The organism is Streptomyces sp. NPDC001914 (assembly GCF_042891215.1).
GTDB lineage: Bacteria > Actinomycetota > Actinomycetes > Streptomycetales > Streptomycetaceae > Streptomyces.
This window is the reverse complement of sequence record NZ_JBIASW010000002.1, coordinates 233140-250661: the sequence shown is the minus strand read 5'-3', so window position 1 is coordinate 250661 and position 17522 is coordinate 233140. Positions and strand designations below refer to the sequence as shown.

At 69.7% G+C, this 17522-nt stretch carries 11 protein-coding genes; 5 read left to right on the top strand and 6 right to left on the bottom strand.

Annotated features, from left to right (window positions below):
- Positions 1 to 59: 59 nt before the first annotated feature.
- From gdhA to rpsL, 5 genes are all read right to left on the bottom strand, one after another.
- Entirely contained in the window at positions 60 to 1415 is a 1356-nt protein-coding gene (gdhA, locus tag ACFYYF_RS06125) for an NADP-specific glutamate dehydrogenase (protein WP_388771970.1), read from the bottom strand.
- 340 nt (positions 1416 to 1755) lie between these two features.
- Positions 1756 to 2949, bottom strand: a complete 1194-nt coding sequence (gene tuf, locus ACFYYF_RS06120; RefSeq protein ID WP_361676725.1) for an elongation factor Tu — start codon at positions 2947 to 2949, stop codon at positions 1756 to 1758.
- Between the two features lie 143 nt (positions 2950 to 3092).
- Complete coding sequence (gene fusA, locus ACFYYF_RS06115; protein ID WP_361676728.1) at positions 3093 to 5219, bottom strand: elongation factor G; 2127 nt, start codon at positions 5217 to 5219, stop codon at positions 3093 to 3095.
- A gap of 39 nt (positions 5220 to 5258) precedes the next feature.
- Positions 5259 to 5729: a 30S ribosomal protein S7 gene (gene rpsG, locus ACFYYF_RS06110; protein ID WP_003992340.1), complete on the bottom strand. Its 471-nt coding sequence runs from the start codon at positions 5727 to 5729 to the stop codon at positions 5259 to 5261.
- A 2-nt stretch (positions 5730 to 5731) separates the two neighbouring features.
- Positions 5732 to 6103 carry a 30S ribosomal protein S12 gene (gene rpsL / locus ACFYYF_RS06105; RefSeq protein WP_003948652.1) on the bottom strand — a complete coding sequence of 124 codons (372 nt, stop codon included), beginning with the start codon at positions 6101 to 6103 and terminating at the stop codon, positions 5732 to 5734.
- 431 nt (positions 6104 to 6534) lie between these two features.
- On the opposite strand from rpsL, the gene ACFYYF_RS06100 reads away from it, so the two are divergent.
- The 5 genes from ACFYYF_RS06100 to ACFYYF_RS06080 all read left to right on the top strand — a co-directional run bounded on the left by ACFYYF_RS06100 (position 6535) and on the right by ACFYYF_RS06080 (position 13498).
- Entirely contained in the window at positions 6535 to 7236 is a 702-nt protein-coding gene (locus ACFYYF_RS06100) for a Crp/Fnr family transcriptional regulator (RefSeq protein WP_361676731.1), read from the top strand.
- A gap of 202 nt (positions 7237 to 7438) precedes the next feature.
- Positions 7439 to 8383 (top strand): hypothetical protein, encoded by a 945-nt coding sequence (locus ACFYYF_RS06095; RefSeq protein ID WP_388771965.1) that lies wholly within the window; start codon positions 7439 to 7441, stop codon positions 8381 to 8383.
- On the top strand, positions 8380 to 10566 hold the full coding sequence (locus ACFYYF_RS06090; protein ID WP_388771963.1) for a hypothetical protein: 2187 nt from the start codon (positions 8380 to 8382) through the stop codon (positions 10564 to 10566). Before ACFYYF_RS06095 ends, ACFYYF_RS06090 begins: the two co-directional genes overlap by 4 nt.
- 3 nt (positions 10567 to 10569) lie before the next feature.
- Entirely contained in the window at positions 10570 to 11973 is a 1404-nt protein-coding gene (locus ACFYYF_RS06085; protein ID WP_388771960.1) for a PE-PGRS family protein, read from the top strand.
- An 85-nt stretch (positions 11974 to 12058) separates the two neighbouring features.
- Positions 12059 to 13498 carry a M48 family metalloprotease gene (locus ACFYYF_RS06080; protein ID WP_388771958.1) on the top strand — a complete coding sequence of 480 codons (1440 nt, stop codon included), beginning with the start codon at positions 12059 to 12061 and terminating at the stop codon, positions 13496 to 13498.
- A 100-nt stretch (positions 13499 to 13598) separates the two neighbouring features.
- Here the strand turns inward: ACFYYF_RS06080 and ACFYYF_RS06075 are convergent, their stop codons facing one another.
- A complete protein-coding gene (locus tag ACFYYF_RS06075; RefSeq protein ID WP_361676744.1) occupies positions 13599 to 17498 on the bottom strand; it encodes a DNA-directed RNA polymerase subunit beta' in 3900 nt (1299 codons plus the stop codon).
- Positions 17499 to 17522 lie beyond the last annotated feature (24 nt).

The window sequence follows — 17522 nt, the reverse complement described above, 5'->3', positions numbered from 1 at the left end:
AGAGGGCTCGCACGACCCCCTTCGGCCGTACGAGCCCTCTCCGTGAGTCCGGTTCCCGGTCAGATCACGCCCTGCTCCAGCATCGCGGAGGCGACCCGCTCGAAGCCCGCGATGTTCGCGCCGCTGACGTAGTCGCCCGGGACGCCGTAGCGCCCGGCGGTCTCGTGGCAGATGGCGTGGATGTTGTTCATGATGCCGGTCAGCTCGTCCTCGACCCGTTCGCGCGACCACGAGGTGCGGGCGTGGTTCTGGCTCATCTCCAGCGCGCTGACCGCGACACCGCCCGCGTTGGCCGCCTTGCCGGGGCCGAAGGCGACACCCGCCTCCTGGAACAGGCGGACCGCCTCCGGGGTGGTGGGCATGTTGGCGCCCTCGGAGACCGCCTTGACGCCGTTGCCGATCAGCGTGGCCGCCGCGGCCGCGTCCAGCTCGTTCTGGGTGGCCGAGGGCAGCGCCACGTCGCCCGGCACGTCCCAGACGCTGCCGTTCGCGACGAACCGCGCCGACGCGCCGCGCCGTGCCGCGTAGTCGGAGACCCGGCCGCGCTCGACCCCCTTGACCTGCTTGAGCAGCTCGACGTCGATGCCCTTGTCGTCGACGACGTACCCCGTCGAGTCGGAGCAGGTCACCGGGTTGGCGCCGAGCGCGATGAGCTTCTCGACGGTGTACGTGGCGACGTTGCCGGAGCCGGAGACCACCGCGGTCTGGCCCTCCAGGTCCTCGCCGCGCTCGCGCAGCATGGCGGCGGCGAACAGGACGTTGCCGTAGCCGGTCGCCTCGGGCCGGATCAGCGAACCGCCCCAGTGGGTGCCCTTGCCGGTCAGGACACCGGCCTCCCAGCGGTTGGTGATGCGGCGGTACTGGCCGAACAGGTAGCCGATCTCGCGGCCGCCCACGCCGATGTCGCCCGCCGGCACGTCCGTGTGCTCGCCGATGTGCCGGTACAGCTCCGTCATGAACGACTGGCAGAACCGCATGACCTCGGCGTCCGACCTGCCGCGCGGGTCGAAGTCGCTGCCGCCCTTGCCGCCGCCGATGCCGAGACCGGTCAGGGCGTTCTTGAAGATCTGCTCGAAGCCGAGGAACTTCACGATGCCGAGGTTCACCGACGGGTGGAAGCGCAGACCGCCCTTGTACGGGCCGAGCGCGCTGTTGAACTCCACGCGGTAGCCCCGTTCGACGTGGACCTTGCCGTGGTCGTCCTGCCACGGGACGCGGAAGACGATCTGCCGCTCGGGCTCCACCAGGCGTTCGACGAGAGCCGCTTCCGCGTACTCCGGGCGCTGCGCCAGGACCGGAGCCAGCGTTTCGAGAACCTCGTGCGCGGCCTGGAGGAACTCGGGCTGCGCCGGATTGCGCCGCTCGATGTCGTCGAGCAAGGAGGCGATAAGGCTCTTCGTGTCAGGACGGGTCACCTGGGGTCCCTTCAGACAGGGCCGCCGGAACGGGTCGACCGGGGTCGGTCCGACCGGTCGGTTCCGGCGGCATCGGTGCGCAGAGCAGGCCCCCGCCGGGGAGCGGGAGACCGTCCTACAGTCTTCCTCCTGAATTACGGACTGGTTACGCGATTCTTTCGACACGCTCCAAGATTCGCTTCACCTGCGGGGACCACCCCGATACCGCAAAGACGTTCGGGATTCGTATACGAACTCGGTCACGCCCTCGTACGGGCACGCGAAAGGGCCCGTACGACCGAAGTCGTACGGGCCCTCTCAAGGAGCTCGTGAAGGAGCTACCAGGTCATGCGATCAGCAATTACTTGGTGATCTTGGTGACCTGGCCGGCGCCCACGGTCCGGCCACCCTCACGGATGGCGAACTTCAGGCCCTCTTCCATGGCGACGGGCTGGATGAGCTCGACCTTCATCTCAGTGTTGTCGCCCGGCATGACCATCTCCGTGCCCTCGGGGAGGGTCACAACACCGGTCACGTCAGTCGTACGGAAGTAGAACTGCGGACGGTAGTTGTTGAAGAACGGCGTGTGGCGGCCACCCTCGTCCTTGGACAGGATGTAGGCCTGGGCCTCGAACTCGGTGTGCGGGGTGACCGAACCCGGCTTGATGATGACCTGGCCGCGCTCGACGTCCTCGCGCTTGATGCCACGGAGGAGCAGACCGACGTTCTCACCGGCCTGGCCCTCGTCGAGCAGCTTGCGGAACATCTCGATGCCGGTGACCGTGGTCGTGGTCTTGTCCTGCTTGATGCCGATGATGTCAACGGTCTCGTTGACCTTCAGGACACCACGCTCGATACGGCCGGTGACGACCGTACCGCGACCGGTGATCGTGAAGACGTCCTCGACGGGCATGAGGAACGGCTTGTCGACGTCACGAGCCGGGGTCGGGATCGCCTCGTCGACGGCGGCCATGAGGTCCAGAACGGTCTGGCCCCACTCCTTGTCGCCCTCGAGCGCCTTGAGCGCCGAGACCTTGACGACCGGCAGGTCGTCGCCCGGGAACTCGTACTCGGAGAGGAGCTCACGGACCTCGAGCTCGACGAGCTCCAGGATCTCCTCGTCGTCCACCATGTCGGCCTTGTTCAGGGCGACGACGATGTACGGAACGCCGACCTGGCGGGCCAGGAGCACGTGCTCCTTGGTCTGCGGCATCGGGCCGTCGGTCGCGGCGACGACGAGGATGGCGCCGTCCATCTGCGCCGCACCCGTGATCATGTTCTTGATGTAGTCCGCGTGACCGGGGCAGTCGACGTGGGCGTAGTGACGGCCCTCCGTCTGGTACTCGACGTGCGCGATCGAGATCGTGATACCGCGCTGGCGCTCCTCAGGAGCCTTGTCGATCTGGTCGAAGGCCGAGGCCTCGTTCAGGTCCGGGTACGCGTCGTGCAGCACCTTGGTAATGGCGGCCGTGAGGGTCGTCTTACCGTGGTCGATGTGACCGATGGTGCCGATGTTGACGTGCGGCTTAGTCCGCTCGAACTTCGCCTTCGCCACTGGGGTCCTCCTACGGAGTGGTTCTGTACGCCTTACTCATCGGCGCCAGGTGATCTTTGCTGGGGTGCCGTCCGCCGGGGTTCTCCCGTGCCGGTCGAACCCCGGCGGTCGGTGTCAAGCCTAAAGCGTGTAAACGAGCTGTGTTACTCGCCCTTGGCCTTCGCGATGATCTCCTCGGCGACGTTCCGCGGAACCTCGGCGTAGGAGTCGAACTGCATCGAGTAGCTTGCGCGACCCGACGTCTTGCTGCGGAGGTCTCCGACGTAGCCGAACATCTCCGAGAGCGGGACCAGACCCTTGACGATCCGGGCGCCCATGCGCTCCTCCATGGCCTGGATCTGGCCACGGCGAGAGTTGATGTCGCCGATGACCTCACCCATGTAGTCCTCGGGCGTGGTGACCTCGACGGCCATCATCGGCTCAAGGAGCACGGGAGAAGCCTTGCGCGCGGCCTCCTTGAAGGCCTGCGAACCGGCGATCTTGAAGGCGAGCTCGGAGGAGTCGACCTCGTGGTAGCCACCGTCGAGAAGAATGACGCGGACGCCCGTCATCTCGTAGCCGGCCAGGATGCCGAACTGCATGGCCTCCTGCGCACCCGCGTCGACCGAAGGGATGTACTCCTTCGGGATGCGGCCACCGGTGACCTTGTTCACGAACTCGTACGAGGCGTCGCCGCCCTCGATCGGCTCGATCGCGATCTGCACCTTGGCGAACTGACCGGTACCACCGGTCTGCTTCTTGTGCGTGTAGTCGTGACGCTCGACGGCCTTGCGGATCGTCTCGCGGTACGCGACCTGCGGCTTGCCGACGTTGGCCTCGACCTTGAACTCACGGCGCATACGGTCGACCAGCACCTCGAGGTGCAGCTCGCCCATGCCACCGATGATGGTCTGGCCGGTCTCCTCGTCCGAGTGAACCTGGAAGGAGGGGTCCTCCTCCGCGAGACGCTGGATGGCGACACCCAGCTTCTCCTGGTCACCCTTGGACTTGGGCTCGATGGCGACCTGAATGACCGGCGCCGGGAAGTCCATGGACTCCAGGATCACCGGGTTCTTGTCGTCGGACAGCGTCTCACCGGTGGTGGTCTGCTTCAGGCCCATGACGGCGACGATGTCGCCGGCGCCCACCGACTCGATCTCCTCACGCTTGTTCGCGTGCATGCGGTAGATCTTGCCGATGCGCTCCTTCTTGCCCTTGACGGAGTTCAGCACAGCGCTGCCCGCCTCGAGACGGCCCGAGTACACCCGGACGAAGGTGAGCTTGCCCAGGTGCGGGTCGCTCATGATCTTGAACGCGAGGGCGGAGAGCGGCTCGTCGTCGGACGGCTTGCGCTTGACGACCAGCTCCGGGTCCTTCACGTCGTGGCCCTCGATGGCCTCGACGTCGATCGGAGTCGGCAGGTAGCGCACGACCGCGTCGAGCAGGGGCTGAACGCCCTTGTTCTTGAACGCGGTGCCACAGAACACCGGGGTGACCGTGACGTCCTTGGACTTGCCGGACGCGATGGTGATGCGACGGATCGCGGCGTACAGCTGCTCCTCGGTGGGCTCCTGGCCCTCCAGGAACAGCTCCATGATCTCGTCGTCGTGCTCGGCGACGGTCTCGACCAGCTTGCCGCGGTACTCCTCGGCAGCCTCGGCGTGCGTGGCCGGGATGTCGACGATGTCGTACATCTCGCCCTTGGCCGCCTCGGCGGACCACACGAGCGCCTTCATGCGGACCAGGTCCACAACGCCCTTGAAGTCCATCTCGGCACCGATCGGGAGCTGCATGATGATCGGGACGGCGCCGAGGCGGTCCTTGATCATGTCCACGCAGCGGTGGAACTCGGCGCCGGTGCGGTCCAGCTTGTTCACGAAGCAGATGCGCGGCACGCCGTAACGGTCGGCCTGACGCCACACCGTCTCCGACTGCGGCTCGACACCCGCGACACCGTCGAACACCGTGACGGCACCGTCGAGCACGCGGAGCGAACGCTCCACCTCGACCGTGAAGTCGACGTGCCCGGGGGTGTCGATGATGTTGATCGTGTAGTCATTGTCCTCGAGCGGCCAGTGACAGGTGGTGGCAGCAGAGGTGATCGTGATGCCACGCTCCTGCTCCTGCTCCATCCAGTCCATGGTGGCGGCGCCGTCGTGGACCTCACCGATCTTGTAGCTGACGCCGGTGTAGAAGAGGATCCGCTCGGTGGTGGTCGTCTTGCCCGCGTCGATGTGGGCCATGATCCCGATGTTGCGGACCCTGGCCAGGTCAAGTGAAGTGGTAGCCATAAGGCTTCAGTCTTCTCTCGGTCTCGATGTGGGTAGCGACTACCAGCGGTAGTGCGCGAAGGCCTTGTTGGACTCGGCCATCTTGTGGGTGTCCTCGCGCTTCTTCACAGCGGCACCAAGGCCGTTGGAGGCGTCGAGAAGTTCGTTGAGCAGACGCTCGGTCATGGTCTTCTCGCGACGGGCGCGGGAGTAACCGACGAGCCAGCGCAGCGCGAGCGTGTTGGCACGACCGGGCTTGACCTCGATCGGGACCTGGTACGTCGCACCACCGACACGGCGGGACTTGACCTCGAGGGTCGGCTTGATGTTCTCAAGCGCGCGCTTCAGCGTGATGATCGGGTCGTTGCCCGTCTTCTCACGCAGGCCCTCCATGGCGCCGTAGACGATGCGCTCGGCGGTGGAGCGCTTGCCGTTCAGCAGCACCTTGTTGATGAGGGAGGTCACCAGAGGGGAACCGTAGACCGGGTCGATGATGACCGGGCGCTTCGGGGCGGGGCCCTTACGAGGCATTTCTACTTCTCCTTCTTGGCGCCGTAGCGGCTGCGGGCCTGCTTGCGGTTCTTGACACCCTGGGTGTCGAGGGAACCGCGGATGATCTTGTAGCGAACACCCGGCAGGTCCTTCACACGGCCGCCGCGCACGAGCACGATGGAGTGCTCCTGCAGGTTGTGTCCCTCACCCGGAATGTAGGCCGTGACCTCGATGCCGCTGGTCAGACGCACACGCGCGACCTTACGCAGGGCCGAGTTCGGCTTCTTCGGGGTGGTCGTGAACACACGCGTGCAGACGCCACGACGCTGGGGCGAACCCTCGAGTGCGGGCGTCTTGTTCTTCTCGACCTTGTCCTGCCGGCCCTTCCGGACCAGCTGCTGGATCGTAGGCACTACTTCTCCGGTTTCTGTGTGCCGAATGGTGAAGCTAACCTGGAACGCCACCGACCCACGCGGTCGGGTGTGTCGAATGCTGCAGACCCTCGCCGCGAGGCGAAAAGGGCGCAGATTGCGGTGGCCGCTTACGGCTCCCCTTGCGGTCTGAAGGCACGCACGAGAGCCAGGGCACACCCCAGGCACAAGGTATGAGCGTACCTACCTCACGGACTTCGGTCAAAACAAATGCCGTGCTGCCCGACACGCCGGACTTCTCCCGATCCATTCTCGGGGCACTTCACACTTGGCGCAGCTTGTCACCGGTTCCGCGATGAAGGTCCCCGATCCGTTCCGCACCGCACACACTGGGTGAGTACGTTGACCCGTTGTCGCGCAACGGTCACCGTGTGTCGGCCACGGGGGCCGGCCGGGGGACGGGGGATGGACTCATGGCGGCTGCGCCCTTGACCGGGGACGAGAGCCTGGACGACCGGGTGCCGTTCCTGGCACGCCTGGAGAGCGAGGACCGCTCCGCGCTGCTGTCCCTCGGGAACGAACTGTCCTTCATGCCCCGCACGGTGCTCCTGCGCCAGAGCGAGCCCTCGTCGCACGTGCTGATCGTGACGCACGGCTGGACGAAGGTGACGGCCGCCGCCGCCAACGGCTACGAGGCCCTGCTCGCGCTGCGCGGCCCCGGCGACATCGTCGGGGAGTCCGCCGCGCTCACCGGCCGGCCGCGCTCCGCGACGGTGACGGCCCTGGAACCGGTCCGCACGGTCGCGCTCGTACGCGAACAGTTCCGGGACTTCCTCGCCCGCTCCCCCGCGGTCTCCTTCGCCCTCCTCGGCCTCACCTCGGACCGCACCCGCGCCGCCGACCGCCGCCGCCTGGAGTTCGCCTCCATGAGCGTCCGCGAGCGCTTCGCGGCGCTCCTGCTCGACCTCGCCCGCACGAACGGCCACCGCACCGAGGAGGGCGTCGAACTCTCCGTCCCGCTGAGCAAACAGGAGCTCGCGGGCTCGGTGGGAGCCTCCCGGGAGATGGTCCAGCGCCTGCTCAAGGAACTGCGGGAGCGCGAAGCCGTGCTGACGGGCCGGCGGACGCTGGTGATCCTGCGCATGGACGTCCTGCGGAGGATCGCCCGGCGATGAACCGTCAGCACGTACGGGGACGCGCCGGCGGCCCCTTCCCCGGCGGAGCGCCCGACGCCGTGGTCACGGCAGCCGTGGCCCCCGTGACCACGGACCGCGTCTGTGCACACGGTCACACTTCGAGTGGGACATCCGTCCTCACACCCGTCCCACCGGTGACGCCACGCTGCATGCCAGGCGAGGCCCCCACCGAAAGGCGACCATGACCGACCCCGTGAGCCGGACGATCCTCCTGCTGGACATCGAGAAGTACAGCGACCGGGACGACGTGGAGCAGGCCTACCTGCGCCGGATGCTGTACGACATCACGGACCGCGCCCTGGAGAGCGCCGGCATCGACGAGCGGCTGCGCCTGCGGGCGGACCGCGGCGACTCGGTGATGGAGCTGATCGACGCCAACGCCTCCGTCACCGCGCTGCTGCGCACCCTCCTCGCGGAGGTGCCCGAACTGCTCCGCGCGGTCAACCGGACGGCGTCCAGCTCGGCCCAGATCCGCCTGCGCGGCGTCGTGGCCACCGGATACGTCGCCGTCGACGAGCACGACGGCTGGGTCGGCTCCGACCTCAACCACGCCTGCCGGCTCCTCGACGCCCGCCTGCTGCGCGCCGCCCTGCGGGAGCGGCCGGACGACTTCGCCCTGTGCGTCTCCGCGGGCGTGCACGCCGGGATCGTGCGGCACGACCACCCGGGCATCCCGGCGCAGGACTTCCACGCGGTGACGGTGGACAGCAAGAACGGACCCCTGCGGGCCTGGCTGCACGGCCCGGTCCCGCACGGGGCGGACGGCCGCGGTGAGGACGACCACGGTGAAAGAGGGGGAGCCCCGGCGCCGGACTGCTCGGGGGAGAGCCCGGCGCCGGGGGCGGACGTCTCCGCACCCCGGGCGGAACCGGCGGAGGCGACCACGGCGGTCCCGGACCCGCACGAGCCCTCCCGGCCCGCGCAGCCCGTAGACCCCGCGCAGCCCGTAGAGCCCGGGCAGCGGCCCGCCCGGCCCGCCGCGCTGCCCGGGAACGTCGTCTTCGACTTCGGCGGCGGCTCCCCCAGCTTCGGCGGAAGCCTCGTCTCGGGGGATCAGCACGGAGTGTCCGGCGGACACGTCACCGGAGACGTCCACCTGGGCCGGAGCGGCGGTGAGCCCGCGTGACGGCACCCTCGCCGACGGCACGGGGCGGCCCCGACGACCTGCGACCGCCGGACGCGCCGTGGCCCCCGGAACCGCACCCGGACCCCGAGACGGGAACCGACTCGGGTGAGCCCGAGGAGGAGACCCAGGAGGCCCGGGCCGCCCAGCGCGAACTCGTCGCGCACACCCCGGGATTCATCTTCAGCGAGGCCGCCTCCTTCGGCGGCAGCCTGGTCGCCGGGGCCCAGCACGGAGTGTCGGCGGGCGGCTCGGCCCGCGACGTGTTCCTCGGCGGCAAGACGGAGATCCACCACCACGGGACGGCCTCCGCGTCGGCCGCGTACGTCTCCGGCGAGATCCCCCGGCAACGGCTCGACGCGCTCCGCACCGTCTTCGTCGAGAGCCCCGCCTTCGCCGCCGCCCTGACCCGGCTGCGCGACGAGCGCGTCCTCGTCCTCGCCGGCGCCCACTCCACCGGCCGCTACGCCGCGGCCCTCATGCTCCTGCACCACCTCGGCGTGCCCGCCGTGCACGCGCTGTCCGCCGAGACCGGCCCGGCAAACCTGGCCGGCCGGCTCACCGCGCCCGGCGGCCACGTCCTGCGCGACCTGCCGCTGAGCCGCAACCGCCCGCTGCGGGACACCCACCTGTACGCGGCCCGCGACCAGCTCGCCAGGACCGGCGGGTATCTGGTCGTCACCCTGGAGAACTCCCCGTTCCTGCCGGGCGTCACCCCCTCCGTCTGGGAGCCCCCGGAAGCCGCCGCGGTGCTGCGCGCCCACCTCGCCCACCTGCGGAAGGACCCCGGGGACGACGCCGGCCTGCTCGGTCTCGGCCCCGTCCGCGACTTCCTCTCCCGCGGCGCCCACCGGCCCGCCGAGGTGGCCCGGTTCGCCGTCGAGGTCGCCCGCTACGACGGCGGTGAGGAGGCGGCGGCCCGCCTCGCCGACTTCGGGCACGCGGCCGTCGAGCAGCAGTGCCGGGAATGGCTCGGCGACCCCGAGACCGGCCTGCGCGACAAGGCCTTCCTCATCTCGCTCGCCGTCTTCGACCAGGCGCCCTACGTGCTCGCCGCCGAACTCGCCGACAAGCTGTTCGTGCACTTCCAGCGGCTCCAGCATCCCGAGCAGCCGCCGGAGATCCCGGTGTTCGGCCTCGACGCCAAGACCCGGCTGGAGCGGGCACGGGCCGAGGGCGAGTTACGCGACGAGGAGACCGACTGGGGTCCCGTGCCGCAGTTCACGGCCCGGTTCAAGAAGGAGAACACCCCCAGGGTGCTGCTCGGCGAGGTCTGGACGGGCCACCCGTCGGCCCGGCCCGCGCTCGTCGCCTGGCTGAAGGAGCTGGCCCGCGACAGCCGTCCGGTCGTCCGGACCCGGGCCGCCGCCGCGGCCGCGCTGCTGGCCCGCGCCGACCTGCCCTCGGCGATGGCACTGCTCATCGACGGCTGGGCGGTGTCCAAGGCCTTCGGCCCCCGGGTCACCGCCGCGAACACCCTCACCCTCGCCCAGCTCCTCGACGCGCCCGTCGTGCTGCGCCTGCTCACCCAGTGGTGCACCGACTCCCACTGGGCCCGCCGCTGGACCGCCATCCGCGCCTTCGGCCTGCTCACCCCGCTGCGCCCCGACCTCGCGGGCCCGGCACTCAGCGCCCTCGCCGCCCGCGCCCGCGCCGGAGGCAGCAACAGGACCGAGTCGAACAACCTGGTCGACTCGACGGCCCTGCTGCTCTCCGTGGGCGGGCGGCGCGGCGAGATGCTCTCCGAGCTGGTGCGCCTGCTCCACCACGACACGGCCTCGGTCCGGGCGCTCGCGCTGGCCGCGTTCGTACGCTCCTGCGACAACGCGGAGGAGGGCGCGCTCGTCGAGTGGTACGCCGACACCGGCATGTACGAGACGGACTCGGCCCGCGACCTCGCCGCCCTCTGGCGGACCGCGCTCGGCGACCGCGGGCACACCCGCGGCGCCCTGACCGCCCTGCGCACCTGGGTACGGCTGGCCGAGCGCCGCGCGGACGTCGCGCAGGCCCTGGAACTGCTGCTGCCCGCGCTGGTCGTCACGGCGGACGACGGCAAACGGCTCGGCCACGAACTGGCCGGCATGCCGGCCCAGGACGGCGGCGGGCGCTCACCCGTGGCCGACCGGCTGCTCGGCCTCCTGATCCCCTCCACCCCAGATCCGTCGAGAGATCCATCGAGGAGTTGACCCATGGCGGAGTTCCGCCGTCAGCCGGAGTGGCAGCAGGACGCCAACCGGCACACCGCCCTCATCGACCCGGTGCTCACCGTGCGGCCCATCGCGCGCTTCGACTACACCGTCCGCCGCGCGGTCACCGCGATCGACCACGCGCTGGTGTTCGTCACCGCGAAGGGCACGTACGACGTCTACACACCGCCGCACCGGCCGACCCGCTCGGACGCGGCCACCCGCCGCTACACCTCCGTGTACGAGGTGGACATGGGCAGCCACCCCGTCCAGCTCTCCCTGGAGATGCCGAGCGACGACGACGCGTTCTCCTTCGGCGCCACGGCCGACCTGACCTGGCGCGTCGCGGACCCGATCGCGTACGTGGCGAGCGGCGAACGGGACGTGCCGACGCGGCTCACCCGCGAACTGCACCAGCTCGCGCGGCCGGTGAGCCGCGCCTTCTCCATCGAGGACAGCCCGGCCGCCGAGCGAGCGGTCCAGCGGGCCGTGGAGGAGGGCGGCTTCGCCGCGGGCATCGGGCTCGCCGTGACCTGTGCCGTACGGCTGCGGCTGGACGACGAGGCCATCGCGCACCGGCGGCGGCAGCGGAGTCTGCGCTACGAGTCCGACATGCTCGACCCCGAGCACGAGTACCGGCTCCGGGCGGCCCGGCAGCAGCACGAACTGGAGCTGCTGCGCCAGCAGCAGGACCACCATCTGATCGCCGAGAAGATCAACTTCTACCAGTACCACCTCCAGCACGGAGGGGTCGCGGCCTGGGCGCTGCATCTGTCCCAGCACCCCGAGGACACCAAGATGGTCGTCGGGGCCATCCAGAAGGACCAGCTGTCCATCATCAGGGGCCAGCTGCAGGTCCTCGCCGGGAACAGCCTGGAGGACTTCCAGAAGGCGGAGTCGGCGCGCTCGACCCTGCGGGCCGTCGACGAGCTGATCCAGCAGCAGACGCCTCCGGCGCCGCGGGACGCCCAGGGGGCACTGCCCGCCGGGGCGACGCCCGGACCGCCGCAGACACCGCCCCAGCCGCCCTATCCGGGCCAGTCCCAGCACCCCGGGCCCCCGTACACGGGACAGCCTCCCTACGCGGGCGGCCCGCCCCCGTACACCGGGCAGCCCCAGCCCCCGTACACGGGCGACCCGGGCGGACAGCCGTCGCCGTACACGGCGCAGCCGCCCTACGCGGGCGACACCGGCGGGCTGCCGTCCTACGCGGCCCAGCCTCCGTACGCCGGGAGTCAACCGCCGTACGCCGGGCAGCCCGAGGGCCCGGCCGCGTACCGGCCGCCCGGCACCACGCCCCACCCCACCGCGGGACCCGCTCCGGCCGTACCTCCCCGGCCCGGCCGCCCCGACGACCCGCGAGCCGCCGTGCCGCCGGACGCCGTCCCGGGCGACGGACCGGCCTGACCGCGCCCGCCGGAGGCCCGTCGGCCGCGCCGCCCACCCCGGCCGACGTCCCCGCACAGCCACCAGCCACACCGAAGGAGCCGTCATGTCCCAGCCTCCAGACCCGGCCCACGAGCCCGCGTACCCGGGAACCCCGTATCCGGGAGCCGCGACCCCGCCACCTGATTACCCGGTGGCCGCCGCTCCCCCACCGCAGTACCCCGGCGGACCGGCACCCCAGTACCCGGGCACGGGTACGACGACGGGGTATCCCCCGCAGTACCCGGGGGTTCCCGGCCCCGGCGGACCGGGACCGCAGTACCCGGGGGCGGCGGCCGGCAGCCCCGCACCACCCCGGTACCCGGGCGCGGGAACCGGCGGACCGGCACCTCACTACCCCGGAGGCCCCGGACTCGGGGGGCCGGACCCCCAGTACCCCGGAAGCCCAGGGCCCGGGGGGCCGGGGCCGCAGTACCCGGGGCCGGGGACGGCGGCCGGAGGTCCCGCCGGCGGGGACCCGGGGGCCGACACGCGGTTCGCGGGGCAGCAGCCGCAGCCGAAGCCGTTCGTCCCCCGGCAGGCCGTCGCGCCCGACGACCTCGACTACCGTCACCAGGGCTCCCGCGTCCATCTGGCGAGCCACCAGCGCGGCGCCGACGCCACCGCCGTCGGACAGCTCGCCACCCAGATCCCGGGGGCCCTGGTCAGCCTCGCCGTGGTGTCGGCCCTCGCGCTCGGCATCTGCGGCACCGTCGTGGGCTGGCTCGTCGTCGTGGCCTGGGTGGCCTCCGGAGCGCTCGTCTTCCACCGGCCCACCGAACTCCGCTTCGCCCGGCACGCGCTCAAACTGCGGACGCCGCTGGCCGAGGAACGCGCCCGGCTGGAGCCGATCTGGCGCGAGGTCACCGCCCGGGCCGGCATCCAGGCGGACACCTACGAGCTGATGGTGGAGAACAGCGACGACCTGAACGCGGTCGCGGTCGCCGGCCACGTCGTCGGCGTCACCACCTACTCCCTCAACAAGATCCCCAGCAGCAACCTCGCCGCCGTACTCGCCCATGAACTCGGCCACCACACCGGCGGTCACGCCTGGGCCGGGCTCCTCGGCTACTGGTACTCGCTGCCCGGCCGGCTCGCCTGGGCCTTCACCCGCGGGATGGCCCGGATCGCGCTCGCCGTCGCCGGGGTCTTCTCCGCCGCCGCGACCGGCCTGCTGATCCTCTTCATGGGGATGTTCGTGGTCGCCGGATTCCTGGTCGCCTGGTACATCACCATCCCCCTGGTCATCGCGCCCTACCTCCTCGCCTGGGCCGGCCGCCTCGGCGAACTGCGCGCCGACCAGCAGGCCGCGGCCCTCGGATTCGCGCCCGAGATGGCCGAGGTCCTGCACCACTTCCAGGCCGAGGAGGACGCGGCGAAGGCGGTCGCCGCCGGCCAGGGCAAGAAGCTCCAGGAACCCACCGGCCTCGCCAAACTGCTGTCCACCCACCCCGACAACTACACCCGGCTGCGCGCCCTGGAGCCGTACCTCCAGCTCCTGCGCTGAGGCCGGGCCGGGTCCCGGAGCGCTCAGGGAACGCCGAAGGGCGGTCACCCCCACCGGGGGTGACCGCCCTTCCTGCTAGCTAGCGCCTACCGGCAGCCGCTCACTGGTTGTACGGACCGTAGTCGTAGTCCTCCAGCGGGACGGCCTGGCCGGAGCCCGTGCCGAACGGCGAGTAGTCGATGTCGTCGTAGCCGACGGCCGAGTACATCGCGGCCTTGGCCTCCTCGGTCGGCTCCACCCGGATGTTGCGGTAGCGGGACAGACCCGTACCGGCCGGGATGAGCTTACCGATGATGACGTTCTCCTTGAGGCCGATGAGGCTGTCGGACTTGGCGTTGATCGCCGCGTCCGTCAGGACTCGGGTCGTCTCCTGGAAGGAGGCGGCCGACAGCCAGGATTCCGTCGCCAGCGAGGCCTTGGTGATACCCATGAGCTGCGGACGACCCGAAGCCGGGTGACCACCCTCCTGGACCACACGACGGTTCTCGGTCTCGAACTTCGAGCGCTCGACCAGCTCGCCGGGCAGCAGCTCCGCGTCGCCCGACTCGATGATCGTCACACGGCGCAGCATCTGCCGGATGATGATCTCGATGTGCTTGTCGTGGATCGACACACCCTGCGAGTTGTAGACCTTCTGGACCTCGCCGACCAGGTGGACCTGGACGGCACGCTGACCCAGGATGCGCAGCACGTCGTGCGGGTTGGTGGCACCCACGGTGAGCTTCTGGCCCACCTCGACGTGCTCGCCCTCCGACACCAGGAGACGGGCGCGCTTCGAGATCGGGAACGCCGTCTCGTCGCTGCCGTCGTCCGGGGTGACGACGAGCTTCTTGGTCTTCTCGGTCTCCTCGATCCGCACGCGGCCGGAGGCCTCGGAGATCGGGGCGACACCCTTCGGCGTACGGGCCTCGAAGAGCTCGACGACACGGGGCAGACCCTGGGTGATGTCGTCACCGGCCACACCACCGGTGTGGAAGGTACGCATCGTCAGCTGGGTACCGGGCTCACCGATGGACTGGGCGGCGATGATGCCGACCGCCTCACCGATGTCGACCAGCTTGCCGGTGGCCAGCGAGCGGCCGTAGCACATGGCGCAGGTGCCGACGGCGGACTCACAGGTCAGGACCGAACGGGTCTTGACCTCCTCGATGCCGTGCTTGACCAGCTCGTCGATGAGGACGTCGCCGAGGTCGGTGTTGGCCGGGGCCAGCACCTTGCCGTCGACGGTGATGTCCTCGGCCAGCGCACGTGCGTACACGCTGGTCTCGACGTTCTCCGTCTTGCGCAGCACGCCGTCCTCGCCACGCTCGGCGATGGCCAGACGCAGACCACGGTCGGTGCCGCAGTCCTCCTCGCGGATGATGACGTCCTGCGAGACGTCCACCAGACGACGGGTGAGGTAACCCGAGTCGGCGGTACGCAGGGCGGTGTCCGCCAGACCCTTACGGGCACCGTGCGTGGAGATGAAGTACTCCAGCACGGACAGGCCCTCACGGAACGAGGCCTTGATCGGACGCGGGATGGTCTCGTTCTTTGCGTTCGACACCAGACCACGCATACCGGCGATCTGACGCATCTGCATCATGTTGCCTCGGGCGCCCGAGTTCACCATCATCGAGACCGGGTTGGTCTTCGGGAAGTTCTCGTTCATCGCCTCGGCGACCTCGTTGGTCGCCTTGGTCCAGATCGCGATGAGCTCCTGAGTGCGCTCTTCCTTGGTGATCAGACCACGCTCGTACTGCTTCTGGACCTTCTCGTCCAGGTCCTCGTAGCCCTTGACGATCCCGCGCTTGGCGTCGGGAACGACGATGTCGGAGATGGCCACGGTGACACCGGAACGGGTCGCCCAGTAGAAGCCCGCGGACTTCAGGTTGTCGAGCGTCGCCGCCACGATGACCTTGGGGTAGCGCTCGGCGAGGTCGTTGACGATCTCGGAGAGCTGCTTCTTGCCCACCTCGTAGTCGACGAACGGGTAGTCCTCGGGCAGCAGCTCGTTGAAGAGCGCGCGGCCCAGGGTCGTCCGCAGGCGGAAGGTGTCACCCTGCTGCCACTCCGGCTCGCCCTCCTCCTGCGCCGGCGGGGTCCAGCCGCGCGGCGGGATGGTGCCCACCGGGAAGCGGATGTCCACGCGCGACTGCAGCGAGAGCTCGCCGGCGTCGAACGCCATGATCGCCTCGGCCACGGACGCGAAGGAGCGCTCCTCGCCCTTGACGTTGCGCAGCTCGCCGTCGGTGGTCAGGAAGAACAGACCGAGGACCATGTCCTGGGTCGGCATCGTGACCGGGCGGCCGTCGGCGGGCTTGAGGATGTTGTTCGAGGACAGCATCAGGATGCGGGCCTCGGCCTGCGCCTCCGCGGACAGCGGCAGGTGCACGGCCATCTGGTCACCGTCGAAGTCCGCGTTGAACGCGGTGCAGACGAGCGGGTGGATCTGGATGGCCTTGCCCTCGACCAGCTGCGGCTCGAAGGCCTGGATGCCGAGGCGGTGCAGCGTGGGCGCACGGTTCAGCAGAACCGGGTGCTCGGCGATGACCTCTTCGAGGACGTCGTACACGACCGTGCGGCCGCGCTCGACCATCCGCTTGGCGCTCTTGATGTTCTGCGCGTGGTTCAGGTCGACCAGGCGCTTCATCACGAACGGCTTGAAGAGCTCCAACGCCATGGCCTTCGGCAGACCGCACTGGTGCAGCTTCAGCTGCGGACCGACGACGATGACGGAACGCGCCGAGTAGTCGACTCGCTTGCCGAGCAGGTTCTGACGGAAGCGGCCCTGCTTGCCCTTGAGCATGTCGGACAGCGACTTCAGCGGACGGTTGCCGGGGCCCGTGACGGGGCGACCACGACGGCCGTTGTCGAAGAGCGCGTCGACGGCCTCCTGGAGCATGCGCTTCTCGTTGTTCACGATGATCTCGGGGGCACCGAGGTCGAGAAGGCGCTTCAGGCGGTTGTTGCGGTTGATCACACGGCGGTACAGGTCGTTCAGGTCGGAGGTCGCGAAGCGGCCACCGTCCAGCTGCACCATCGGACGCAGGTCCGGCGGGATGACCGGCACGCAGTCGAGCACCATGCCCTTGGGGCTGTTGCTGGTCTGCAGGAACGCGGAGACGACCTTGAGGCGCTTGAGCGCGCGGGTCTTCTTCTGGCCCTTGCCGGTGCGGATGATCTCGCGGAGGCGCTCGGCCTCCTCGTCCAGGTCGAAGGACTCCAGGCGCTTCTGCAGCGCCGCGGCACCCATCGAACCGTCGAAGTACGTGCCGAAGCGGTCACGCAGCTCGCGGTAGAGGAGCTCGTCGCCCTCCAGGTCCTGGACCTTGAGGTTCTTGAAGCGGGTCCACACCTCGTCGAGACGGTCGATCTCGCGCTGCGCGCGGTCGCGCAGCTGCTTCATCTCACGCTCGGCACCCTCGCGGACCTTGCGGCGCACGTCGGCCTTGGCGCCCTCGGCCTCCAGCTCGGCCAGGTCGGTCTCGAGCTTCTTGGCGCGGGCCTCGAGGTCGGCGTCGCGGCGGTTCTCGACCTGCTGGCGCTCGACGGAGACGTGGGCCTCCAGCGAGGGCAGGTCGCGGGTGCGGCGCTCCTCGTCGACGTACGTGATCATGTACGCGGCGAAGTAGATGACCTTCTCGAGGTCCTTCGGGGCGAGGTCGAGCAGGTAGCCCAGCCGCGACGGAACGCCCTTGAAGTACCAGATGTGGGTGACGGGAGCGGCCAGCTCGATGTGGCCCATCCGCTCACGGCGCACCTTGGCGCGAGTGACCTCGACGCCACAGCGCTCACAGATGATGCCCTTGAAGCGGACACGCTTGTACTTGCCGCAGTAGCACTCCCAGTCCCGGGTCGGACCGAAGATCTTCTCGCAGAAGAGTCCGTCCTTTTCGGGCTTGAGGGTGCGGTAGTTGATGGTCTCGGGCTTCTTGACCTCGCCGTGGCTCCACTGACGGATGTCGTCAGCGGTGGCCAGACCGATCCGGAGCTCATCGAAGAAGTTGACGTCGAGCACTATGCGTCAATCCCTCTCAGGGTT